At 40.4% G+C, this 23,922-nt stretch carries 23 protein-coding genes; 19 read left to right on the top strand and 4 right to left on the bottom strand.

What is annotated here, in order from left to right:
- Positions 1-29: 29 nt before the first annotated feature.
- Positions 30-1,256, top strand: a complete 1,227-nt coding sequence (locus ACQKN3_RS09010) for a M16 family metallopeptidase (protein ID WP_427710900.1) — start codon at positions 30-32, stop codon at positions 1,254-1,256.
- Between the two features lie 45 nt (positions 1,257-1,301).
- Here the strand turns inward: ACQKN3_RS09010 and ACQKN3_RS09005 are convergent, their stop codons facing one another.
- Genes ACQKN3_RS09005 through ACQKN3_RS08990 form a run of 4 tightly spaced genes read right to left on the bottom strand, consistent with a single transcriptional unit; the run spans position 1,302 to position 3,731 of the window.
- Complete coding sequence (locus ACQKN3_RS09005) at positions 1,302-1,922, bottom strand: hypothetical protein (RefSeq protein WP_427710898.1); 621 nt, start codon at positions 1,920-1,922, stop codon at positions 1,302-1,304.
- Positions 1,919-2,515 carry an ATPase gene (locus ACQKN3_RS09000; RefSeq protein ID WP_427710896.1) on the bottom strand — a complete coding sequence of 199 codons (597 nt, stop codon included), beginning with the start codon at positions 2,513-2,515 and terminating at the stop codon, positions 1,919-1,921. Before ACQKN3_RS09000 ends, ACQKN3_RS09005 begins: the two co-directional genes overlap by 4 nt.
- Positions 2,512-3,357 (bottom strand): ABC transporter ATP-binding protein, encoded by an 846-nt coding sequence (locus ACQKN3_RS08995; RefSeq protein WP_251689257.1) that lies wholly within the window; start codon positions 3,355-3,357, stop codon positions 2,512-2,514. The genes ACQKN3_RS09000 and ACQKN3_RS08995 overlap by 4 nt, the downstream gene beginning before the upstream one ends.
- A gap of 2 nt (positions 3,358-3,359) precedes the next feature.
- Positions 3,360-3,731: a GntR family transcriptional regulator gene (locus ACQKN3_RS08990; protein WP_251689255.1), complete on the bottom strand. Its 372-nt coding sequence runs from the start codon at positions 3,729-3,731 to the stop codon at positions 3,360-3,362.
- A 255-nt stretch (positions 3,732-3,986) separates the two neighbouring features.
- On the opposite strand from ACQKN3_RS08990, the gene ACQKN3_RS08985 reads away from it, so the two are divergent.
- From ACQKN3_RS08985 to ACQKN3_RS08900, 18 genes are all read left to right on the top strand, one after another.
- A complete protein-coding gene (locus ACQKN3_RS08985) occupies positions 3,987-4,259 on the top strand; it encodes a YlmC/YmxH family sporulation protein (RefSeq protein ID WP_251689253.1) in 273 nt (90 codons plus the stop codon).
- A complete protein-coding gene (locus ACQKN3_RS08980; protein ID WP_427710893.1) occupies positions 4,252-5,028 on the top strand; it encodes an NAD(P)-dependent oxidoreductase in 777 nt (258 codons plus the stop codon). The genes ACQKN3_RS08985 and ACQKN3_RS08980 overlap by 8 nt, the downstream gene beginning before the upstream one ends.
- Complete coding sequence (locus ACQKN3_RS08975; protein WP_251689249.1) at positions 5,021-5,611, top strand: dipicolinate synthase subunit B; 591 nt, start codon at positions 5,021-5,023, stop codon at positions 5,609-5,611. Before ACQKN3_RS08980 ends, ACQKN3_RS08975 begins: the two co-directional genes overlap by 8 nt.
- 84 nt (positions 5,612-5,695) lie before the next feature.
- On the top strand, positions 5,696-6,736 hold the full coding sequence (locus tag ACQKN3_RS08970) for an aspartate-semialdehyde dehydrogenase (protein ID WP_251689247.1): 1,041 nt from the start codon (positions 5,696-5,698) through the stop codon (positions 6,734-6,736).
- Between the two features lie 17 nt (positions 6,737-6,753).
- Complete coding sequence (dapA, locus tag ACQKN3_RS08965; protein WP_251689245.1) at positions 6,754-7,665, top strand: 4-hydroxy-tetrahydrodipicolinate synthase; 912 nt, start codon at positions 6,754-6,756, stop codon at positions 7,663-7,665.
- A 327-nt stretch (positions 7,666-7,992) separates the two neighbouring features.
- Positions 7,993-9,660, top strand: a complete 1,668-nt coding sequence (locus ACQKN3_RS08960; RefSeq protein ID WP_251689243.1) for a ribonuclease J — start codon at positions 7,993-7,995, stop codon at positions 9,658-9,660.
- A gap of 326 nt (positions 9,661-9,986) precedes the next feature.
- A complete protein-coding gene (locus ACQKN3_RS08955) occupies positions 9,987-12,278 on the top strand; it encodes a DNA translocase FtsK (RefSeq protein WP_427710889.1) in 2,292 nt (763 codons plus the stop codon).
- 204 nt (positions 12,279-12,482) lie between these two features.
- The gene (locus tag ACQKN3_RS08950) at positions 12,483-13,211 is read left to right on the top strand and encodes a GntR family transcriptional regulator (protein WP_079525331.1); all 729 of its coding nucleotides are present in this window, start codon (positions 12,483-12,485) and stop codon (positions 13,209-13,211) included.
- Between the two features lie 61 nt (positions 13,212-13,272).
- On the top strand, positions 13,273-14,385 hold the full coding sequence (locus ACQKN3_RS08945; RefSeq protein ID WP_251689241.1) for a BMP family lipoprotein: 1,113 nt from the start codon (positions 13,273-13,275) through the stop codon (positions 14,383-14,385).
- Positions 14,386-14,645: 260 nt separating this feature from the next.
- The gene (locus tag ACQKN3_RS08940; RefSeq protein WP_427710887.1) at positions 14,646-16,187 is read left to right on the top strand and encodes an ABC transporter ATP-binding protein; all 1,542 of its coding nucleotides are present in this window, start codon (positions 14,646-14,648) and stop codon (positions 16,185-16,187) included.
- A complete protein-coding gene (locus ACQKN3_RS08935; protein WP_350477309.1) occupies positions 16,187-17,236 on the top strand; it encodes an ABC transporter permease in 1,050 nt (349 codons plus the stop codon). Before ACQKN3_RS08940 ends, ACQKN3_RS08935 begins: the two co-directional genes overlap by 1 nt.
- A 1-nt stretch (position 17,237) precedes the next feature.
- Positions 17,238-18,197 (top strand): ABC transporter permease, encoded by a 960-nt coding sequence (locus tag ACQKN3_RS08930; RefSeq protein WP_251689236.1) that lies wholly within the window; start codon positions 17,238-17,240, stop codon positions 18,195-18,197.
- Positions 18,198-18,796: 599 nt separating this feature from the next.
- Positions 18,797-19,015: a hypothetical protein gene (locus ACQKN3_RS08925; RefSeq protein WP_427710884.1), complete on the top strand. Its 219-nt coding sequence runs from the start codon at positions 18,797-18,799 to the stop codon at positions 19,013-19,015.
- 106 nt (positions 19,016-19,121) lie between these two features.
- On the top strand, positions 19,122-20,384 hold the full coding sequence (yfmF, locus tag ACQKN3_RS08920) for an EF-P 5-aminopentanol modification-associated protein YfmF (protein ID WP_427710883.1): 1,263 nt from the start codon (positions 19,122-19,124) through the stop codon (positions 20,382-20,384).
- 3 nt (positions 20,385-20,387) lie between these two features.
- Positions 20,388-21,692 carry an EF-P 5-aminopentanol modification-associated protein YfmH gene (yfmH, locus tag ACQKN3_RS08915; protein WP_427710881.1) on the top strand — a complete coding sequence of 435 codons (1,305 nt, stop codon included), beginning with the start codon at positions 20,388-20,390 and terminating at the stop codon, positions 21,690-21,692.
- A complete protein-coding gene (gene ymfI / locus ACQKN3_RS08910) occupies positions 21,689-22,417 on the top strand; it encodes an elongation factor P 5-aminopentanone reductase (RefSeq protein WP_427710879.1) in 729 nt (242 codons plus the stop codon). The genes yfmH and ymfI overlap by 4 nt, the downstream gene beginning before the upstream one ends.
- A gap of 47 nt (positions 22,418-22,464) precedes the next feature.
- Entirely contained in the window at positions 22,465-22,722 is a 258-nt protein-coding gene (locus ACQKN3_RS08905) for a DUF3243 domain-containing protein (RefSeq protein WP_079525348.1), read from the top strand.
- 371 nt (positions 22,723-23,093) lie between these two features.
- Positions 23,094-23,882 carry a DUF3388 domain-containing protein gene (locus ACQKN3_RS08900; protein WP_251689227.1) on the top strand — a complete coding sequence of 263 codons (789 nt, stop codon included), beginning with the start codon at positions 23,094-23,096 and terminating at the stop codon, positions 23,880-23,882.
- Positions 23,883-23,922: the final 40 nt, after the last annotated feature.

The following is a 23,922-nucleotide window of genomic DNA, read 5'->3' as shown; positions in this document are numbered from 1 at the left end:
ATTTATTAGCCGAAACAAAGGAGAAATTTATGGTACAAGTAATTACAGCAAAAAATGGCGTACGCATTGTCACAGAGCAAATGCCGCATGTCCGGTCATTATCGGTCGGTATTTGGGTCAACGCAGGCTCACGCTACGAAACAAAAGAAGAAAATGGGATTACCCATTTCATCGAACATATGCTTTTCAAAGGAACGAAAAACCGTACAGCCCGCCAAATCGCGGAAGAGTTCGACCGAATCGGCGGCGAGATTAATGCCTTCACATCGAAGGAACATACATGCTATTACGCGAAAGTGCTGGACCATCATGGGGAGCTCGCAATCGATATTCTGTCCGATATGTTTTTTAACTCATTATTTGCAAAAGAAGAAATTGAACGTGAACGCCAAGTTGTTCTTGAAGAAATCTACATGAGTGAAGACGATCCCGCAGATGATGTCCATGAAAAATTATGGGGTGTCATGTTCCCGGATGATGCGCTAGGCCGTCCGATTTTAGGAACACCGGAAACGCTATCGACATTTGATGAAGAGATGATTCGGGGGTATATGGCGAAACATTACGGCCCTCAAAATGTTGTCATTTCGATTGCAGGGAATATTGAAGAAAGTTTACTGGAAAAAGTGGAAGCGCTATTCGGAAACTATGAAGCAAGTGCTGAGTCAATTGTTTCCAAACCGTCTTATCCGGTATTTACACCAGGTGAAGTTGAAAAAATGCGCGATACCGAACAGGCGCATATTGCAATTTCATTCCCGGCCATTGCGGTAAAAGATCCGAAAATGTACAGCTTCATTGCGTTAAATAATATTATCGGCGGCAATATGAGTTCACGCCTGTTCCAGGAAGTGCGCGAGGAACGCGGCTTGGCGTATTCTGTATTCAGCTACCAGTCAAGCTATGAAGATGTTGGGACGTTTACGATTTATGCGTCGGCATCGAAACAAAACTTAGATGCATTAAAGCAGCAGATCGACCAGACGTTATTTGACCTTGTGGCAGGAGGGGTAACAGAAACTGAGCTTGAAAATGCGAAGGAGCAGTTAAAAGGCGGCTTCGTTCTAGGGCTTGAAGGAACGGAAGACTTTATGAACCGTAACGGGGTCAATGAACTGATCCACCAAAATCACCGCTCAGTAGATGAAGTACTGGCAAAGATTGATGCGATTTCGATGGAAACGATCGATGAGTTAATTACACAAATTTTATTATCCGAACCGGCAATTGCGATTATCGGACCGGAAAACGAATAACGAAAAAAGGACAGCGCGTGCTAGCAGTTAGCATGCGCTGTCCTTTTAAAATTCGGCTGCCTGAAATTTTATTGCAGCCGATTTATAATATTGATAATAGATTATAAAACCAATAATTGAAACAATCGGTGCCCCCATTAGTTCAATATTCATAATACTAAATATAAACAAGATTAGTAAATGAACTAACGTAAAGATAAAAAAGTAGCCCAGCATTGTTCCTATTGATATGCTTTTCGTACCTTTTGTCGGATTGCTTAAATAATTTTTCACCATGGAGCCGACCGAAGCAATTCCTGCAGCAAAAGCGATTGAAAGTAATGATAATTCAATTGCCCCGATTTGATTATCCAAATATAAATATGTTTGATAAATACCGATAGGAATCGTAATGATAAGCAAGAGCAGCAAACTGAAAACAAATAAGCTTTTTACAAAGTCCCTTGGATCAATCGGCATTACCCGGAATCGTTTTATAAAGTGATTTTCGATTAAGTAGCTCATACCTAATGACGGCGAGAGCAACATAAAATAGAAAACCATAAAACCAAAATTAATTTCTTTCAAAATAATCCACAGAATCGCGATCATCCCTACAATAAATAAAAAAACAGTGATAAATAGTTTTCGCGATAGATAAAAATGCATTTTAAGCAGTGCAATCATGAGACATCCCTCCTGTTTTCACGAAAGTAAGTGATGCTTGCTGCGATGATGAGAACAACTAATAAAACAAAGAATAATATGGTGCTCATTAAAGTTGTCAGGTTTTCAAAAAATGACAAAAATTGTGTGAACGCCAATGGAAGAAAGATGATGGAAAGGTTTAAAAAGTATCCGAATCTGATACGCCGAAACAGCAGGAAAAAAGCGATAATAAAAAAGCTGATGCCAAAGCTTACTAATAGCTGTTTGACAGAAGGCAAAACAAGTTGCTGTTCGAGTAATGTTTGAATAGCAGTCGATGCTACAATTGTATAAAGGATATAGTACAGTGTGTAACGTCCTAAAAATGAGAGGTCCACAATAAAAAATGTCTTTTTGGAAATCGGAAACAAACTTGTCATGACGAGCTGGCTCTCACGTTGATCCAGATAAACGGCACAGAGCGCTGTTATACTGATGGACAGTATAAAGTACGCAGCCGATTCGGCACCTTCAAATAATAAAGGAAGAGCGATAATTGATGCCACAAGTGGTGTAAACAAAATCCATGCAGACAATTGCTGTCCGTAAAAACGAAAAAGCATCTGTTTCATTTTTTCCGCCCCTTTACGAAAAACAGCATCAGATCATCAATCGTCGGTTTTTGCAGTTCAATAACCGGATTCACGAATTCACGCATGACCAAGTACTCAATTCCAAATACATAATCCCGTTTGCCGATAATCGAATGGTTCGGTATAACTTTCGCTTCTTCATGAGATCCTTTCCAAATTCCGTAACCGTACAACAGGTCATCTTTATTCTCACTGAACAAAATTTCGCCATCATGGATAAATGTTATCGTATCTGCAATTTTCTCTAAATCTGTTGTAATATGCGATGAAAATAAAATGGCATGATCTTCTTGTTCCATAAAATTTTGCAGCATTCCGAGCACTTCATCGCGCACAATCGGATCAAGACCGCTCGTCGGTTCATCAAGCAGCAAAAGTTTCGGCCGGTGTCCTAGTGCAAGTGAAAGGGCGAGCTTCATTTTTGCTCCTTTAGACATTGTTTTGATTTTGTCATACTTCGGCACATCCAGCTGATCCAGCAATTGATAAAAATAAGGACGGTCCCAAGTAGGATACACATTTCCGTACAGCACATCGAGCTCCTTCGGTGTATAGCTTTCGGGTACATGCAGTTCATCAAATACAACCCCGATTTGCGCCTTTAACTCCACTTCATGTTCAACATGATCTTTTCCGAATAAAAAAATATCGCCGTCAATTTTTTTCAGCAAATTTAAAATGAGTTTGATTGTCGTCGATTTTCCGGCCCCGTTTTGCCCGATAAAGCCTGCAATCGTTCCGCTCTCAACCGTGAACGAAATATTTCTTAAACGAAATTTTTTGAATTGCTTCGAAACATTTTTTACTTCAATTGCGTTCATCATCATTCCTCCAATAGTAAATCGAGTAAGTCATGCAGTTCCTCTTTCGGCACATTGGCAGTTTTCGCGATGGATACCACTTTCGTGAAATGCACTTCAATTTGGCGGATCAGCTCTTCACGCAGGAAATCCTGATTGCGTTCCGACACATAGCTTCCTTTACCGGCAATCGTGACGATAAAGCCATCCCGTTCCAAATCTGCATACGCCCTCTTCGTTGTCATAACACTGATTTTCAATTCTTTCGCCAATGCCCTAATAGAAGGTAGGGAATCACCTGTTAACAGTGTGCCTGTCAAAATGGCCTGTTTTAACTGATCTGTAATTTGCTCATAAATAGGCTTTTCACTGTTATTGCTCAATTTGATAATCAATCATTTCACCTCACATGTTTAGACTGTATATATACAGTATATACAGATATGGCAGATTATGTCTACTGAAAATTATAGAAACTAAATTTTAATATGATGGATTTTTAAATAAGGTTAATTACTGCCATTATTTTTCCGAACGAGTGCTGTATGATCGTTACCCGCGAATAGCTTCAAACTTAAATGTTGAACCATTTCACTTCTGCCCATGTTGATGCATATAGTAATGTAGGCTCTTACAAGAGGAGGGATACAATGCTTTTATCAGAGCTCGCTGAAAAAGAACTCATTGAAATGGCAAACGGCGTTCGATATGGATTTTTAGCTGAGACCGAATGTATTTTTGATGCCAAAACAGGAAAAATCACAGGCTTTGAAATGCCGGCACAAATGGTAAAGATGCCGTTCCAAAAGAAAAAGGCAGGGATGGTAAAATATATTCCCTGGAGTGAAATTATTTTAATTGGTGAAGACCGAATATTATTTCAAAAAACAACTTCGACATTAAAGCATGCCGATGATGACTGAACGCTGGCTTGTGATCGGTACAGACGAGCGGATGAAGTTTTTGGCGAAGCAGTTATCTACAAATGATCGCACGGTGTATTACAAAAATACGACTGTTTGGGATGAAGCACTGAACAAAGTGGCGTTGGAGCTGCACCCGACAGAAATTGTGTTGCCGATCCACCCTTTATCGATTCAAGTGGAGGAGCTTTTAGGTATACGTCAGGCACGATTTTTTGCGGGGAAATTGACAGATCAATGGAAACAAATTCTTGAAAACAAGTGCTTGCATTATTATTTGGAAGATGAAACATTCATCTGGAAAAATGCCGCACTTACTGCAGAAGGCTTTCTAGCGCATTTGTATAAAGAAAAGGTAAATGTGCAGTATAAAACAATTATGATTACAGGGTTTGGACGTGTAGCAAAAATGCTTGCCCTGTTTTTAACACGTCTCAATGCAAAGGTCATCATCGCCGTTCGTTCGGAAACGCAAAAAGCCGAGGCCCTTGCATATGGGTATCAAGGTATTGAATTAACTGAGAAAAATAGTATGGAAGCGGATTTTATGATTAATACGATCCCGACAAAATGGCTGACAAAGGATTTTGAATCATGGATGATCCGTCCGATTTATGATGTCGCATCAAGCCCGGGGTGTTTGAACGATATCAAATTATCTCAATATGAGCTGCTACCTGCATTACCTGGGAAATACTTTCCGCAAGCTGCAGCAAACTTATTATACGAAACGATACTAGAATTACGAAAGGAGGAAGCAAATGCTTGAGGGAAAACGCATTGGTTTAGGAATTACCGCATCACATTGTACGTATGAAGATGTCATACCGAAAATTACTCGATTTCGTGAAGCCGGTGCAACCGTTGTACCGATTATAACGCCTTCTGTATTACATGCAGCTACACGATTTGGAACGGGTGAAGAATGGATTGCGAAAATCGAAGAATTCTCTGGGGAAAAGGTTGTCAGTTCCATTGCGGAAGCGGAGCCGTTTGGACCGAGTAATCCATTAGACTGTATGGTAATCGCACCGATGACAGGGAACTCGATCAGTAAATTTGCGAATGCCGCAACAGACAATGCCGTACTGATGGCAGCAAAGGCGACACTTCGAAATGGTTCACCTGTAGTACTTGGTATTTCAACGAATGATGCGCTTGGGTTAAACGGAATGAATTTAATGAAATTAATGAATGCGAAAAACATTTTCTTCATTCCATTCGGTCAGGACGATCCAATTAAAAAACCGACGTCGCTCATAGCGGATTTCACAAAAATGCTCGATACTGTAGCATATACGCTCGCTCATAAAAAACAGATTCAACCGATATTTATACAATATTTTAAATAATCAAATTATCTCACACAATTCTAATAATATATGATACAATATCCAACATTATATACATACCGATATTTTTAGGAGAGATGAGACATGACAAAGAAATTGAATGTTGCCGTAGTTGGGGCAACAGGAGCTGTAGGTTCAAAAATGATGGAGAAGCTGATTGAGCGCAAATTTCCAATTGCATCTATCAAGTTTTTAGCTTCTGCTCGTTCAGCGGGAAAACAAATTGAATTCAATGGTGAAAACTATACGATAGAAGAAGCGAAACCGGAAAGCTTTGAAGGGATCGATCTAGCATTATTTTCAGCAGGCGGAGCTGTATCTGAAGTACTGGCACCTGAAGCAGCAAAGCGTGGAGCGATTGTTATTGATAACACAAGCCATTTCCGTATGGATCCAGAGGTACCGCTTGTTGTACCGGAAGTAAATCGCCATGCATTAAAAACGATTCCAAAAGGGATTATCGCAAATCCTAACTGTTCGACAATTCAAATGGTTGCAGCATTACAGCCAATCCGTGAAAAATTCGGCTTAACAAAAGTTGTTGTATCGACATATCAAGCGGTATCCGGTTCTGGTGTGGCAGCAATTGAAGAGCTGCGTGAGCAAAGTGCACAGTGGGATGCAGGGAAAAATGTTGAAGCGAAAGTTTTACCGGTTAAATCAGATAAAAAACATTATCCTATCGCACGTAACGTCATTCCGCAAATTGATAAGTTTACGGACAATGGCTTTACATATGAAGAAATGAAAATGATTAATGAAACGAAAAAGATTATGGAAGCACCTGAGCTAAAAGTCGCTGCAACATGTGTACGTGTTCCGGTTGTTTCAGGCCACTCAGAATCGGTTTATATCGAACTGGAGCAAGAAGCAACAGTACAGCAAATTTTTGACGCATTAACTGGGGCGCCGGGCATTGTTCTGCAAGATGACATTCGCGAACAGCTTTACCCGATGCCGATTTTTGCAGAAAATGAAGAACCGACATATGTTGGACGTATTCGCCAAGATTTAGACAACAAAAAAGGATTCCACTTATGGATTGTGTCAGATAATTTATTAAAAGGGGCTGCACTCAACTCTATTCAAATTGCAGAAGCTATGCTAGAGGATCACTTACTATAAGGGGAGGATTATAAGTTATGGATTTCGGACGTATTGGTACAGCGATGATTACGCCGTTTAAAAAGGACGGTACGATTAATTATCCTGAGTTAGAACGAATTATTGATCACTTAATTGAAAATGGTACAGATTCAATTATTGCTTGTGGAACAACTTCGGAAAACCCGACAATGTCAACTGAGGAAAAAATCGAGGTCGTGCGCTTTACTGTCGAAAAAGTGGCAGGACGCATCCCTGTTATTGCAGGTACAGGTGATAACGAAACAGCCTACTCGATTATGATGACTCATAAAGCAGAGGAAAATGGGGCAAACGGAATCATGCTCGTAACTCCATATTATAATAAGCCAAACCAGCGCGGCATGTATGCCCACTTTAAAACAATCGCAAAAGAAACAAAACTCCCTGTCATGCTATATAATGTCCCTGGTCGTACAGGTGCCAATATTTTAGCTGAAACAACGATTGCGATCAGCAAAGACGTACCGAATATTACATGCATTAAAGAAGCAAGCGGTAACCTGGATCAGATGGGCGACATCATTGAAAATGTCGATCCGGATTTCTATGTATATTCAGGGGATGACGGGTTAACATTACCACTGCTTGCAATCGGCGGACGCGGCATTATTTCTGTCGCTTCACATGTAGTAGGAAAAGATATGCAGCAAATGGTTCGCGCATTTGAAGAAGGCCGCCATCAGGAAGCTGCACAAATTCACCGTGCATTATTGCCGCTCGTTCGTGCGTTATTTGCACAACCGAATCCATCTCCAATTAAATACGCGATGACAAAATTAGGCTTTGATACACTTGATGTACGGATGCCGATGATGGAAATGCTACCGGAAGAAAAGGCAGCATTTGATGAAATTTGGGATACGTATCAGGAAAAAGCAAAAAGTTTCCGCGCATTACAAGTGAACTAACATATAAACAGTCACACCTTCCGATGAGAAGCGGGTGACTGTTTTTTTATTTTTAGTCAGTATGAGGAATATAGCGGATGAAGTGAGGAAGAATGGTCAGCAACTGAGGATTATGAGGCGGGGCTTGAGGATGATCGGCTACCAACTGAGGATTATCCAAATAAAACGGAGGATTAAAATTTCGGCATTCTGTAAAACGGTTGCGATTTTAATTTGCCCGCAGTTCCGTAAAAAAAGAAAATCACTTTTTTATTTGTACTAACGTCATTCTCACCGTATAATGAACTTTAAGTGGTTGCTGTTCGGAACAATTTAGGAGGAAATAAAGTGACAAAATCAAAAAATGAACTTATCCGTGTCATTCCATTAGGTGGAGTTGGCGAAATCGGAAAATCAATGTATGTAATAGAAATCGATGAAGAGCTTTTCGTAGTAGACAGTGGGCTCATGTTCCCAGAAGACGAAATGCTTGGAATTGATATCGTCATTCCAGATATCACGTATTTAGAGGAAAATAAAGAGCGCGTAAAAGGTATTTTCCTTACACATGGACATGAAGATGCAATTGGATCGATTGCGTATGTATTAAAGAAAATTAAAGCACCGGTATATGGTTCAAAGTTAACGATCGCATTGGCGAAGGAGCATTTAAAAGAATTGCCAGCACCTTACCAAGTGAAATTCTTTGAAGTATCGAGCAATAGTCGCATGAACTTCAATTCTACTTATGTGACATTCTTCCATACAACACATAGTATTCCAGATTCATTAGGTATTGTGTTCCATACTTCTGAAGGCGCTATCGTTCACACGGGCGAATTCAAATTTGACCAGTCGGCAACAGGCAAGTTCAAGCCGGATTTGGCAAAAATGGCGATGCTCGGTGAAGAAGGCGTATTCATGCTTTTATCAGAATCAATGGAAGCAGAACGCCCAGGCTATACAACAAGTGAAGCAGTGATTGCGGAAGAATTGCAAAAAACGTTCCATTCGGCACCAGGTCGAATTATCGTAGCATTATATGCATCAAACTTTATTCGTATTCAGCAAGTATTTAGACAAGCTGCCGCATCGCACCGTAAAGTCGCGGTAGTCGGAAAATCGTTAGAAAAAATGGTCGATATCGGTGTGAACCTAGGCTATTTGGAAATCGATGAGTCAACACTTGTACCAGTTAACGAAATTCATAAATATCATGATGACGAAATTATTATTATGGCAACGGGCAACAAAGGTGAACCACTTGATGCACTAGATAAAATTGTGCGAAAACACCACCGTGACATTAAAATCAGAAATACAGATACAGTCTTGATTACATTTACACCATCACCAAGCATGGAAGTGCAAATGTATAACACGATGAACCAACTGGCTAAAGCTGGCGCACATGTCATGACTTCAAACAAAAAAGTCCATGTTTCCGGCCACGGCAGCGCGGAAGATTTAAAACTGATGCTGAACTTTATGAAGCCGAAATACTTTATTCCGGTTCAAGGGGAGTACCGCATGTTAATTGCGCACTCGAAACTTGCACAACAAGTGGGCTTGCAAAAATCACAAATCTTCATCGCAGATAAAGGCGATATTGTCGAGTACAAAAACGGCAAAGTGCGCATGACAGGGCGTGTACAAGCAGGGAATGTATTAATCGACGGAATCGGTGTAGGCGATGTAGGTAATATCGTTTTACGCGACCGTAAACTGCTTTCTCAAGATGGTATTTTCATTGTCGTTGTGACATTGAACCGTGCACAGAAGAAAATTGCTTCAGGTCCCGAAATTTTATCGCGCGGTTTCGTATACGTACGCGAGTCAGAACAGTTAATGGAAGAAGCTTCTGAAATCGCACGCGAAGTGATCGAGAAGTATGTCGGCAAAGAAACGTTCGAATGGACAAACATTAAGCAAGAAATTCGCGACACATTAAATCAGTATTTATTCCAAAAAACAAAACGTCGTCCAATGATCATTCCGATCATTATGGAGTATTAATTTGAAGGGGAGTCAACGATCGTTACTCCCATATCTATAATCAAAAAGGGTTTTCTTACATTAAGCGTGAGAAAGCCCTTTTTCTAACTAATTTTCCGGAGTGGGATGTACCTTGTTACTAGTATTAGAGAATGCTGGATAATTGCGGTAAAAACTAAAGTTTATTTGAAAAAAACTGATTTTTCGGTACATAGCAGTAATAACTATTCCATTCAGCACAAACTAAGTCAATTGATTAAATATAACGCATCACCACAACCCGGAAGCCTATATAGCAACTTTGGCGTCTAATATTAAGGAACAATTTTTAAGTAGGTGAACAAAGATTGGATAAAAAGAAAAGTACTAAAACAAAAGCAAAGGCAAAACCGACGCTAAAGCCAAAAACGAAAAAGGAGCTCCATCCGCTCGCATATGAAATTATCGGATTATTGCTGATTGCATTAGCCATTATCGAATTTCTGGAGTTCGGACTTGTTGGAAGAATGCTCCATTCAATTGCCATGTTTTTCTTCGGCAATCTGCATTTTATCATCCCATTACTATGCTTTTTAGTCGCTGGGATGTTAATGGTCAAACGCCGGGGTGTCCCATTTAATACCCGTGTCGTATACGGTGTGTTGTTTGTCGGTGCCAGCTTGACGATTTTCAGTCATAGCTTGTTATTCGAACAGATGCTTGCAACAAACACACTGTTGTCAAATTCCGTATTAAAGGAAACATGGAGAATACTCATCAGCACAGATGGAATCGTAAACCGCAGCAATGCGCTCGGTGGCGGTATGATCGGCGGATTATTATTCAGCCTGTTCCATGTATTATTTGATGCATCCGGAGCAAAAATTGCCGCATTTGTATTATTGGCCATCGGGATAATTTTAATTACCGGAAAAGCACTCGTGCCAATATTAGTAGAGAAGGCCCCTACACTTAAGGGAAAGTTCAAAAGAACGAAACGCAGCACAAGAAGTAAGCCAAAACCTGAACCTCAACAGAAGCAGCGTCGTTCTAGAACCGAACCGATGATCGAAGAGGAAGCAGCTGATTTGGAAGACCTGATTATTACGACAGCAACGCCAACACATCATGAGCCGATCATTTCGAATTTTGTGGAGCAAGTAAAACAGGAACAGCAAAAAGGTATCGAAAACGAAGTGGAGGAAAAAATAAGTGAGCCGATTATGGCCGTAACATCCGAAACGGACCAAACCTACATTTTGCCGTCAATGCAGCAGCTGAACCCGCCGCCCGAACATGATCAAAGCGGCGAATATTCGGTTATTCAAACAAATGCAAAGAAACTGGAACAAACATTTTTAAGCTTTGGTGTAAAAGCGAAAGTGACACAAGTTCATTTAGGTCCTGCAGTGACAAAATATGAAGTAATGCCGGACACAGGTGTAAAAGTAAGTAAAATTGTCAGCCTTCAAGATGACTTGGCACTTGCCCTTGCAGCAAAAGATATTCGTATTGAAGCACCGATTCCCGGGAAATCGGCTGTCGGGATCGAAGTACCGAACAGTGAAGTGGCAGTCGTAACGTTACGTGAAGTGCTTGAAGCAAATGAGCAGGTAAAAGTCGGGGCCAAATTGCTGGTAAGTTTGGGACGCGATGTAACAGGCCAGGCGATTGCGGCAGAATTAAACAAAATGCCACACTTATTAGTTGCCGGTTCAACAGGGAGCGGTAAAAGTGTATGTATCAATGGTATTATTGTGTCACTATTGATGCGCGCAAAACCGAGTGAAGTAAAAATGATGATGATTGATCCGAAAATGGTGGAGCTAAGTGTGTACAACGGTATTCCGCATTTATTGGCACCAGTTGTAACAGATCCGCGTAAAGCGGCCCAGGCATTGCAGAAAGTTGTGTCGGAAATGGAACGACGCTATGACCTGTTTTCACATTCCGGTACAAGGAATATTGAAGGATATAACGAATATATCGATATAAGCAATGAAGAGGCGATGGAGAAACAGCCGAAGCTTCCGTATATTGTCGTAATTGTCGACGAGTTGGCGGACTTAATGATGGTTGCGTCGAGTGAAGTGGAAGATGCGATAACACGACTTGCCCAAATGGCACGTGCAGCAGGGATTCACCTCATTATCGCAACACAAAGACCGTCCGTTGATGTTATTACCGGCATCATCAAAGCGAATATTCCTTCACGGATTGCATTTGCCGTGTCGTCATCTGTCGATTCCCGCACAATCTTGGATATGGGCGGCGCCGAAAGATTACTTGGCCGCGGTGATATGCTGTATTTACCGGCAGGAGCATCTAAACCAGTTCGTGTGCAAGGTGCATTTGTAAGTGATCATGAAGTCGAAAGAATTATTAATAGTGTCATTGAGCAGCAAAAAGCTCAATATGAGGAGGCAATGATTCCGACTGATGAACCAATCGTTGACGTGATGGACGAAACGGACGACTTGTATGACGATGCCGTACAACTCGTACTGGAAATGCAAACAGCTTCCGTATCTTTACTGCAGCGCCGATTTAGAATCGGGTATTCACGTGCAGCCCGGATTGTCGATCAAATGGAGCAGCGCGGGGTTGTCGGACCACCAGAAGGAAGTAAACCACGTCAGGTTCTAGGAAATCGATTTTAACTAGGAAAACCTTGACATTGTCACACTTTTCGGAATATATTCTTTTCTATAAGTTTTGAAATAAATTCGCTAATTTTTCACATTAACATGACACATTTAAAGAAATATGTTTTCTTTTTTCGTTTAAAGTGTTATATTATTCACGAATTAGTAGGAATGTTGTACATCAGATGTCTGATCTCTATGTTATGGTGGTGATACTAATTGACAATTAAAGCAGATCATCGTCATTTATACTTACAAGTTATTGATCGTTTGAAGTCAGATATAGATAAAGGGACCTATCGTGAGAACGAAAAATTACCCTCAGAATTCGAACTTTCAAAAACATTGGGTGTAAGTCGTGCAACGCTTCGTGAAGCACTGCGACTTTTGGAAGAAGAAAACGTTATTATCCGTCGTCATGGTGTTGGTACATTCGTCAATCCAAAGCCGGTCTTTACGTCAGGCATTGAGCATTTATCGAGTGTATCTTCTATGATTGAAAACGCTGGTATGAATCCAGGCACAATCTTCATCAGTGCGAAGGAAGAAAAAGCCACGGAAGATGATGTGGAACGTTTCCAAGCTGACATTGATGACAATGTTATCACGATTGAACGTGTAAGAACGGCAGACAATGAACCGGTTGTTTACTGTGTAGACAAAGTACCGGCCAATTTACTGCCAAATGAATTTATAAGTAATCAAAACGTTTCGATTTTCTCGGCTTTAGAGCAAACCGGATCTATCCGTGTCGCATATGCAGTGACATATATTGATCCAGTAGGCTTCCACGATGAAGTATCACCGATATTGAAATGTGGGCCGGAAACAGCATTGCTTGTATTAAAGCAACTTCACTATGATGAAAATGATCGTGTTGTTCTTTATTCAAAAAATTATTTCAGAGCTGACAAATTCAGCTTCCATGTAGTACGTAAACGGGTGTAGAACAATAATTTCTATTATTTAATTCCTGCTAATATCAATTACCTTTGAGGGGGACTCATTAATGAAAAAGCGTAAATTTGGTTTATTAATTTCTTCTGTAGTAGCAACTGGTGCAATTTTGGCGGCATGCGGAACTGACGAAGAGTCAACTGATTCAAAAGACACTTCAAACAATGATTCTAAATCTGGTTCTGAAACAAGCACTGACGCAGGTTCTGGCGATTTCTCAATCGCAATGGTTACAGACGTTGGTGGCGTAGACGACAAATCATTCAACCAATCAGCTTGGGAAGGTGTTCAACAATTCGGTGCTGACAACGGCCTATCTAAAGGTGACGGTGGTTTCGACTACTTACAATCTCAATCAGATGCTGACTACAACACAAACTTAAACAACTTATTACGTCGTGACTTCGATTTAGTTTTCGGTGTTGGTTTCATGATGGGTGATGCAATTGAAGAGATCGCTAATGACAATCCAGATGCACAGTTAGCATTAATCGATGCTGAAGTAGAAGCTGATAACGTAGCAAACATCCTGTTCAAAGAGCAAGAAGGCGCTTTCTTAGCTGGTGTTGTTGCAGCTTCAATGTCTGAATCAGGCAAAATCGGTTTCGTAGGTGGTACAGATATCCCAGTAATTAACCGCTTCCACGCTGGTTTCATCGAGGGTGCAAAAGCTGTTAACCCGGATATCGAAATCCAAGTAAACTACACAGGTGTATTCGACGATGCATCTAAAGGTAAAATCGCTGCGAACTCAATGTACTCTTCTGGCGTAGATATTATTTTCCACGCTGCTGGTGGTACTGGTAACGGTGTATTCTCAGAAGCTAAAGAGCGTAAAGCAAAAGATAAAGATGCTAACGTATGGGTAATCGGTGTTGACGCTGACCAATATGCAGAAGGTCAAGTTGATGATTCTACTAACATCACTTTAACTTCTATGTTAAAAGGTGTTAACAATGCGGTAGTGGATATCGCTACTAAAGCGAAAAACGGTGAGTTCCCAGGTGGTACAACTACTGTTTACGGTTTAGCTGAAGATGGTGTTGGCTTAGCAGATTCTCGTGGTGCAATTCCTCAAGAAGTAATGGATAAAGTAGAAGAATATAAAGAGAAGATTGCTTCTGGCGAAATTAAAGTTTCAGAAGAAAAACCTAAAGATAAATAATAATTCTTAATGGTAGTCATCATAGGGGAATTATTCCCCTATGATGATTTTCTAATGTAAAGGTCTGTTTTAAATATTCGGTAAATTTAGTATTAAAAGAAATGTAAGCGTTATATTTTCATAGAATTGTAAGACAAGGGACTTATTTAGTGTAGAATTCGTCTGAAAAATTAATAGATGAAAGATTTTTACAAAAATCTTTCATGTGTTAATTTTATAAAAATACTTTTAAAGATAAATAGCCTAAGGGAGTGAGTCTAGTGGAATACGTGATTGAAATGCTAGGGATCCGCAAAGAGTTCGGTAATTTCGTAGCAAACAACAATATCACCCTCCAGTTAAAAAAAGGCGAAATTCATGCACTACTAGGAGAAAACGGTGCAGGTAAATCGACTTTAATGAATGTACTTTTCGGTCTATATCAACCAGAAGCCGGAGAAATTAAAGTACGCGGAGAATCAGTAAAAATTACAGATCCGAACAAAGCAAATGATTTAGGAATCGGAATGGTGCACCAGCACTTTATGCTTGTGGAAAACTTTACGGTTACGGAAAATATCATTTTAGGTAGCGAACCTACGAAACTGGGAGCTATCAATATTAAAGATGCTGCAAAAGATATCGCTGCATTATCGAAGAAATACAACTTGGATGTGGATCCATATGCAAAAATTGAAGATATTTCTGTCGGAATGCAACAGCGTGTAGAAATTTTAAAAACACTATACCGCGGTGCGGAAATCTTAATTTTTGACGAGCCGACTGCATCATTAACACCGCAAGAGATTACGGAATTAATGGCAATCTTAAAACTTCTGATTAAAGAAGGCAAGTCGATTATCATCATTACGCACAAGCTGAAAGAAATTATGGAAGTATCTGACCGTGTAACAATTATCCGTAAAGGTGAAGGGGTTGGAACGGTAGTAACAGCTGAAACCAATCCGGATCAGCTTGCTGAATTAATGGTTGGTAGACAAGTAGAATTCAAAACAGAAAAAGGGGAAGCAAACCCTACTGAAGAAATCTTCAAAGTCGAAAACCTTGTTGTAACGGATTACCGGAATGTCGAAAAAGTAAAAGGTCTGAATTTATCGATTCGTCGCGGTGAAATCGTTGGTATTGCAGGGATTGACGGAAATGGTCAATCAGAATTAATCGAAGCAATTACAGGACTGCGCAAAATCAAGAGCGGTAAAGTAACTTTAGGCGGCAAAGATATTACAGGTTTAAAACCGCGTGAAATTACGGAAACAGGTGTAGGACATATTCCTCAGGACCGTCACAAACACGGGCTAGTCCTGGATTTCCCTATTGGGCACAATATCGCACTACAAACTTACTACAAATCGCCAATTTCTAAAGGCGTTATTATGGACTATAAGAAGATAAATGAAAAAGCACGCCAAATCATTGAAGAGTATGATGTTCGTACAGGCCAGGGCGAAATGACGCCAGCACGAGCGCTTTCAGGCGGTAACCAGCAGAAGGCCATTATCGGACGTGAAGTTGACCGTGATCCGGATCTGCTGATTGCAGCACTTCCTACTCGTGGATTGGACGTAGGGGCAATTGAATTTATTCACTCTCGTTTAATCGAGCAACGTGATAAAGGGAAAGCCGTATTATTGATTTCATTTGAATTAGATGAAGTTATGAACGTTTCTGACCGCATTGCCGTAATTTACGATGGGACAATCGTGGATACGGTCTATCCGAAAGAAACATCTGAACAAGAGCTGGGCTTATTAATGGCCGGTGAAAAACGTAAAGCAAAGGCAGTTAAGGAGGGGAACGAATAATGTCAAATCGAGTTGTGAATCTGCTCGTTCCACTCATCTCGGTAGTTTTAGGATTACTCGTTGGTGGTATCATCATGGTTGTCAGCGGCTATGATGCAATCGATGGGTATACAGCACTATGGAATGGTATTTTCGGAGATTCTTATTCTATCGGTAATACGATCCGTCAAATTACACCTTATATTTTAGCAGGTCTTGCAGTAGCATTTGCCTTCCGTACTGGATTATTCAACATCGGTGTTGAAGGTCAGCTATTAATGGGTTGGCTTGCAGCGGCATATGTCGGTTATGCAATTGAAGGATTACCACGTATTATCCACTTGCCATTAGCATTACTAGCGGCTGCTGCAGCTGGTGCATTCTGGGCATTTATCGTCGGTTTCCTGAAAGCAAGACTTCAAGTACACGAAGTAATTGCTTCGATCATGTTAAACTACACAGCATTATATTTAACAAATGCTGCGATTAAATCATTGTCAGACGGCGGATTCAAAACGCCGACAGTATTAGAATCAGCTACATTACGTAATCAGTGGTTACGTGAAATTACGGATAATTCAAGTCTTCACTTAGGAATTATCGTGGCACTGATCATGGTAGTTGTTATGTGGTTTATTTTAGAAAAAACAACTCGCGGTTATGAGTTAAAGGCAGTTGGGTTCAACAAAAATGCTGCTGAATATGCGGGTATGAACGTAAACCGCAACATCATCTTAGCAATGACAATTTCCGGTGTATTCGCCGGTCTTGGCGGTGCGATGGAAGCATTGGGAACATACCAAAATGCTTCGATTAAAGCAGCGGCATCAGGTATCGGATTCGACGGGATCGCTGTAGCATTACTAGGTGCGAACAATCCGATCGGTGTATTCTTCGGAGCTTCATTATTCGGTTCCCTGAAATACGGATCATTAAACATGCCGAACGAAGCAGGTATTCCGGAAGAAATCGTATCGATCATTATTGCAGTAATTATTTTATTCGTAGCTTCAGGCTATATTTTACGTGTTGGTTTACAGAAATTCGGAAAGAAAAAGGAGGGCAAGTAACATGAGCTTTTTAGAAGTGTTATACTTTATCGTCCCTTCTGCCCTTTTATACGCAACACCGCTTATTTTAACAGGTATCGGGGCTCTATTCTCGGAGCGTGCAGGGGTAATCGGTCTTGGTGTTGAAGGGTTAATGATTGTCGGTGCATTTACAGGTATTTATATCAACTTAGAATACTATGATGATTTTGGCAGAAATGTAATTTGGCTTGCGTTACTTGCTTCATTATTAGCAGGAGCAATTTTCTCGCTAATCATTGCGATCGCAGCAGTAACATTCCGTGCAGACCAAACGGTAACAGGTGTTGCACTAAACATGCTAGCTGCAGCAATTACAGTTTTCTTAGTAAAACTGATTTACGGTAAAGGTCAAACAGATATGGTTCAGGCACCATTACAACGTTTTGAAATACCGTATTTATCCGATATACCATTTTTAGGACCATTGCTGTTCCACAACGTGTATTCAACAACGATTATCGCGTTCATTGTGGCAATCGGTGCATGGTTCGTACTTTACAAAATGCCATTCGGTTTACGTATCCGCGCAGTTGGGGAACATCCAATGGCAGCAGATACAATGGGTATTAACGTAGCGAAAATGCGTTATATCGGCGTTATGATTTCCGGTGCGTTAGCAGGTGTCGGTGGTGCATCATTAGCGATGACATCATCAAGTGATTTCTCTGCATCAACAGTAGCCGGACAAGGTTTCATCGCCATCGCCGCAATGATCTTCGGTAAATGGCATCCGATCGGAACATTAGGTGCCGCACTATTCTTCGGCTTGGCACAAACATTAAGTATCGGTGGCGGGAACATCCCATACATTCAGCAGATCCCACCAGTAATCCTGCAAGTCCTGCCATACGTCCTGACAATCCTGGCATTAGCAGGCTTCGTAGGAAAAGCAGTAGCACCAAAAGCATCAGGCGTTCCATACATCAAAGGAAAACGCTAATTATTAAACCGTCTGTACAAAGTGGATTTGTACAGGCGGTTTTTTGGTGTTGATTGAGTGGGAGGGCGTTGATTTATTAACCGAATTGCGGAGGAAAGTAGAACATCTTGAAGGTAAAGTAGAAAGTTTTCAGGCTAAAGTGGAAACTGTTTATGTAAAGTAGAACGCGTGGAATTTATTAGCCAAGTTACAGGTGAAAGTAGAACCTTTTGAAGAGAAAGTAGAAAGTTCAACTGCTAATGTAGAAACTATTCAAAGAAAAGTAGAAAGTTTTGCGACTAAAGTGGAAACTATTTAGGAAAAAGTAGAATGAATCGCAAGTAAAGTAGAACGCGTGGAATTTATTAGCTAATTAGCTGGAAAAATTGAAACGTCTAGAGGGAGAAGTAGAAAGTTCAACTTTTAAGGTAGAAACTATTCAAGGAAAAGTAGAATAGGTAGACCGTAAAGTAGAAAACCCGTTTTTATTAACCAAGTTGCGTTAAAGCGTGAACTTTGAATTTAAAGGGAATAAAATTCACCGTACCTTGCCTCAAATTAAATAAGCAGCCCAAACTTCATACAAAACCATAGTTGTGCGGAGTGGAGGGGCCGACTCCTTGGGGATTAAGCGTGCGCGGAAAATCCACTTGATGTATGCCGCCGTAGAGGCATACATCAAGTTAGTTGGAGCCACGCCCCCAGGAAAGCGTGCCCCGCAACGCAGCACAACGGCCCCCATTAAGAAACGCAGAAAGCGTAAAGAAATTTTATTTGAAAAAGAAATATTTTTTATTTTCACTCGTTCACAATTTTCATTCATAAATGTCACGAATTAGGGAATACTTAGTACGGATAATAACTTTGCACAAATCAAGGCAACACATGTATAGTAGAGAAGAAGCATTTATATTTATATTCACGAGGTAGTCAGGAGGAGTTTTTTTGTTTTTAACAACCGAAATTGCGAAAGGTGTTTCGCTTCATATACGACAAACCGCCCAATTCAAAACGGTGAACTTTTCAATAAAATGGAGAGCGCCATTAAATGAAGAAACAGCGGCACAGCGTACAGTATTATCGAATGTCCTGCAGCACAGCAACGAAAAATTTCCAACATCGGCAAGTTACCGCAGCTATTTAGATGACCTGTTCGGCACAGTATTGTACTTTGACACGGCAAAGCGCGGTCAGGAACATACAGTATTATTAAATGTCGAAACAGTAAACGACCAATATTTATCGCATGGCAATGTATTAAATGAAGCAATCGACCTGATTCAGGAAGCGATCTTCAAACCGAACTTCGAAAACGGTGTATTTAAAGAATCAATTGTCAACCGTGAAAAAGAAATGGTCATCCAACGAATCCACTCAATTTTCGATGACAAGTCACGCTACGCACAAAAACGTTTAACAGAAATTATCCGTCCAAACAGTGCAGCATCAATTTCTGCAAACGGTAATATCGAAGCCGTAAAAGCAATTACACCACAATCATTGACAAAAACATATGAAGATATGCTAGCAAATGATGTCATTGATATTTACGTTGTCGGTGATATTAATGTAGAAGAAATGACCGAAAAGTTAAAAGCAGCATTTTCATTTGCAGACCGCAATGCACTACAAAAGACACAAGAAAATACAGCTCCTGCAAATGTCGAACCATATACGAAAGAAACGCAGGATATGAAACAAGGGAAACTGCATATTGGCTACTCGACACCAGTACGATTCGGCGATGAAGATTTCCCTAAAATGCAAATTTTCAACGGAATCTTTGGCGGTTATGCCCATTCAAAATTATTTATGAATGTCCGTGAAAAAGAAAGTTTAGCTTATTATGCATCAAGCTCCTACTCTTCACAATACGGATTACTGTTTGTCGTGTCAGGTATTGAGCCGGCAAATGAAGAAAAGGCACGCAAATTAATTGCAGAACAATTAAAAGTAATGCAAAATGGTGAAATTACCGATTTGGAATTGGCGCAAACGAAGGCAATGCTCATTAACCAGTTAAAAGAAGCATTGGATTCACCTCGTGGCCAAATTGAAATTTTTGACCAATACAAAGTATTAGACGAACCGTTTACTATGGATACGTGGACTGCACGCTGGCAATCTGTGTCAAAAGAAGATGTGCAAAAAGTGGCACAGGATATTAAATTAGAAGCAACGTATTTCTTATGCGGTAAGGGGGAGTAATCCATGGAAACAATTGAATTCCAGCAACTAGATGAAACATTATATTACAAGCAACTAAACAATGGATTAGACGTATACATTTTGCCGAAAAAAGGTTTTTCAAAAACATTTGTGACATTTACAACAAAGTATGGTTCGATTGACCGTACATTCGTACCAATCGGAGAAACAGAGCCGATTACAGTTCCGGACGGGATTGCCCACTTTTTAGAGCATAAAATGTTCGAAAAAGAAGACGGGGATGTATTCCAAAAGTTCAGTGAAGTGGGCGCGCAGGCAAATGCATTCACATCATTTACCCGCACAGCGTACCTGTTCTCTGCAACAGACCATATTTATAAAAGTACGGAAACATTACTGAATTTCGTACAGGAGCCGTACTTCACGGAAGAAACGGTAAATAAAGAAAAAGGCATTATCGGACAGGAAATTACGATGTACGATGATCAGCCGGATTGGCGTTTATATTTTGGTGCGATTGAAAATATGTACCATAACCACCCGGTGAAAATTGATATTGCCGGCACGATCGATTCAATTGACGGAATTACAGCCGAGCATTTATATACGTGCTACAACACGTTTTACCACCCATCAAACATGCTATTGTTCGTAATTGGTGCAGTAGACCCTGTTGAAATGATGGCATTTATTGAAGATAACCAAAACAAAAAAACATTCCAGGAGCCGACAGACTTAAAACGCTTATTTGATGAAGAACCAACAAATGTAGCGGAAAAAGAGCGCGTGCTTCATATGGATGTGCAAAAGCCAAAAGTGTATGTTGGTTTAAAAGCGAAGCAAGTTGGTTTAAGCGGCGAAGAAATGCTGAAGCATGAGCTTGCTGTACAAATCGGCGTTGAATGTTTATTCGGCCGTGCTTCATCATTCTATACGGATGTATATGAAAAAGGCTTAATCGATGAATCATACGGCTATGATTTCTCATTGGAAAACGGCTATGGATTTGCACTGATCGGCTCAGATTCGGAACAGCCGGAACAGCTTGCCAAATTGATTAAAGAAAAGCTGGCAGAAACAGAGCAAGGAAACCTATTCACTTCTGAAGATGTAGAACGTATTAAACGTAAAAAAATCGGTTTCTTCCTGCGTGCACTGAATTCCATCGAATTTATCGCCAACCAGTTTACACGTTACAAATTCAACGATATGAATTTATTCGACGTTGTACCGGTACTGGAAACAATTACAGTGGAAGATATCGAAAAAGCGTTTAAAACAATTCAAGGTGAAGAGCAACAAACGGTGTTTACAATTATGCCAGTTAGCGGGCGCGATCAAAAATGAAGAAGTTTGCATTAGTTTGCGGTGCTTCCGGTGCGATTGGGCAAGCGATTTGCCAGCAATTAGCACAGGATGGCTGGTCACTCTATCTGCATTATCATACTGGGCATACTGTCATTGACAGTATGCTTCAAGTGTTTACCGAGAACTTTCCGGATCAGGAGTTTATCCCAGTAAAAGCCGATTTCAGCAGTGACACCGGGGCGGAGCAAATTGCCGCCCAAATTTTTTCATTACAGGCAATCGTTTATGCGAACGGCCATGCATTCTATGATTTACTGGAAAACACATCAGCCGAGGAAATGACGAAACTCTGGCACGTCCATGTACAAAATCCGATGCGTACGACGGCACTGCTCGCAGGTAAATTACGAACGAACAAAGTCAGCTATGTGCTTGTCATTGGTTCAATCTGGGGTGATGTCGGTGCAGCTGGAGAAGTAGCCTACTCCGCTGTAAAAGGCGCCCAGCACAGCTTCGTGAAAGCGTACTCGCAGGAAGCGGCATTTAGCGGCATTCGTGTTAACGCGATTGCACCTGGAATTATCAATACAAAAATGAATGAAAAGTTTGATGCCGTGGAGCGCGAAATGATCGAAAGCCAAATTCCTTTGCAATCATTTGGCGAAGCGCTTGATATTGCGAATATGGCGGCTTTTTATTTGAGCGGACGCGCCGATTATGTAACAGGACAAATAATTCGAGTTAATGGCGGCTGGTACATATAATTTCCCGATATCCGCACATACTATTTGTGCGAGAGGAGGGAAAGCAAATGGGACTATTACAAAACTGGGAACAATGGACAAGCTTCTTAGGTAAACAAGTATCTGATGCAAAAGAAAGCGGCATGCCTAATAAAATGATTGAGAAAGCCGCAGTTCAGATTGGCGAGTATCTTGCGAAAAACGTTGACCCACAAAACGAGCAAGAGCGCGTATTATCGGATTTATGGTCTGTTGCCGAAAAGGACGAAAAGCAAGCGATTGCAAGCTGCATTATGAAGCTCGTTCAAAACAAAACAACACACTAATTAGTTTTACGGAAAAAATGTCACTCACTGCATTAGTGAGTGGCATTTTTTTATGGATGCGAAAGTGTCGAATAAGCCCCTTAAGTTGACGATTATTCCATACATATTGGGGATTAACACTTAATAAGAGTGTCTAATAAATCCTCCTTCTTTTAAACAAATTTTCCTTGCATGATTTTCTATTAGTACCAATCTCCAACTGTAAATGCACGATTGTCCAACATTGATACTTCTAGAACGTGTTTTTTCAAAAATTATTTCAAGAAAACTAACAAAAACGTAGCTTTCTAACTTTTCAATAGGTAGAAAATCCGCTATGATGGAACTTGTAAGAAATAAATACGTTTCTATTATGAGGGGACAGATACAAAATGGGCGAATGGTATTTTGAATATGAAATTCAAGTGAATCGACCAGGTTTATTAGGAGATATTGCATCGCTGTTAGGAATGCTTCGCGTTAATATTGTCTCGATTAACGGTGTGGATGAGGAGCATCGAGGAATGCTGTTGTCTACAGAGAACGAAGAATCTATCCAGCGTTTTATTTCAATCGTCTCAACAATGGAAAATATTAATGTAACAAGATTTCGTGAGCCAAAGCTGCGTGATCGATTGGCTGTTCGGCATGGACATTATATACCGAAAGATGCGGATGAAAAAAATACATTCCGGTTCGTACGTGACGAATTAGGAATTTTAGTTGATTTTATGGCCGAATTATTTAAAAAGGAAGGGCATAAATTAATTGGGATCCGTGGAATGCCGCGTGTAGGAAAAACAGAATCAATCGTTGCTGCAAGCGTGTGCGCGAATAAAAAATGGATTTTCATCTCTTCTACTATGATTAAACAAACTGTCCGCAATGCGTTAATGGGTGATGAGTTTAATGGGAATAATATTTTTATATTGGATGGTGCCGTGACACGTCGCTCGACGGATGAACGCCACCAGCAGTTAGTTCGGGAAATCATGGGTATGCCGACGATTAAAGTCATTGAGCATCCAGATCTGTTCGTACAGCATTCATCATATAAAATAGAAGATTTTGACTATATTATCGAATTGCGCCATGAACCGAATGAGGAAATAACATATGAAATTATCGAAAAGAATAATATGTTATCGAGTACAGACCATTTTGGCGGGTTTGGTTTTTAGTAAATAAGAGGGCTTAGTGCCATCTTTATTTGAATATATT

Origin of the sequence: Solibacillus sp. NPDC093137 (assembly GCF_050280445.1) — a bacterium.
GTDB lineage: Bacteria > Bacillota > Bacilli > Bacillales_A > Planococcaceae > Solibacillus > Solibacillus isronensis_B.
This window is presented reverse-complemented; position numbering and strand designations above follow the sequence as displayed.

Coding starts and splice junctions, on each gene's coding strand:
- ACQKN3_RS09010 (WP_427710900.1), top strand. CDS start 30: ATGGTACAAGTAATTACAGCAAAAAATGGCGTACGCATTGTCACAGAG.
- ACQKN3_RS09005 (WP_427710898.1), bottom strand. CDS start 1,922: ATGATTGCACTGCTTAAAATGCATTTTTATCTATCGCGAAAACTATTT.
- ACQKN3_RS09000 (WP_427710896.1), bottom strand. CDS start 2,515: ATGAAACAGATGCTTTTTCGTTTTTACGGACAGCAATTGTCTGCATGG.
- ACQKN3_RS08995 (WP_251689257.1), bottom strand. CDS start 3,357: ATGAACGCAATTGAAGTAAAAAATGTTTCGAAGCAATTCAAAAAATTT.
- ACQKN3_RS08985 (WP_251689253.1), top strand. CDS start 3,987: ATGCTTTTATCAGAGCTCGCTGAAAAAGAACTCATTGAAATGGCAAAC.
- ACQKN3_RS08980 (WP_427710893.1), top strand. CDS start 4,252: ATGACTGAACGCTGGCTTGTGATCGGTACAGACGAGCGGATGAAGTTT.
- ACQKN3_RS08975 (WP_251689249.1), top strand. CDS start 5,021: ATGCTTGAGGGAAAACGCATTGGTTTAGGAATTACCGCATCACATTGT.
- ACQKN3_RS08970 (WP_251689247.1), top strand. CDS start 5,696: ATGACAAAGAAATTGAATGTTGCCGTAGTTGGGGCAACAGGAGCTGTA.
- dapA (WP_251689245.1), top strand. CDS start 6,754: ATGGATTTCGGACGTATTGGTACAGCGATGATTACGCCGTTTAAAAAG.
- ACQKN3_RS08945 (WP_251689241.1), top strand. CDS start 13,273: ATGAAAAAGCGTAAATTTGGTTTATTAATTTCTTCTGTAGTAGCAACT.
- ACQKN3_RS08935 (WP_350477309.1), top strand. CDS start 16,187: ATGTCAAATCGAGTTGTGAATCTGCTCGTTCCACTCATCTCGGTAGTT.
- ACQKN3_RS08930 (WP_251689236.1), top strand. CDS start 17,238: ATGAGCTTTTTAGAAGTGTTATACTTTATCGTCCCTTCTGCCCTTTTA.
- yfmH (WP_427710881.1), top strand. CDS start 20,388: ATGGAAACAATTGAATTCCAGCAACTAGATGAAACATTATATTACAAG.
- ymfI (WP_427710879.1), top strand. CDS start 21,689: ATGAAGAAGTTTGCATTAGTTTGCGGTGCTTCCGGTGCGATTGGGCAA.
- ACQKN3_RS08905 (WP_079525348.1), top strand. CDS start 22,465: ATGGGACTATTACAAAACTGGGAACAATGGACAAGCTTCTTAGGTAAA.
- ACQKN3_RS08900 (WP_251689227.1), top strand. CDS start 23,094: ATGGGCGAATGGTATTTTGAATATGAAATTCAAGTGAATCGACCAGGT.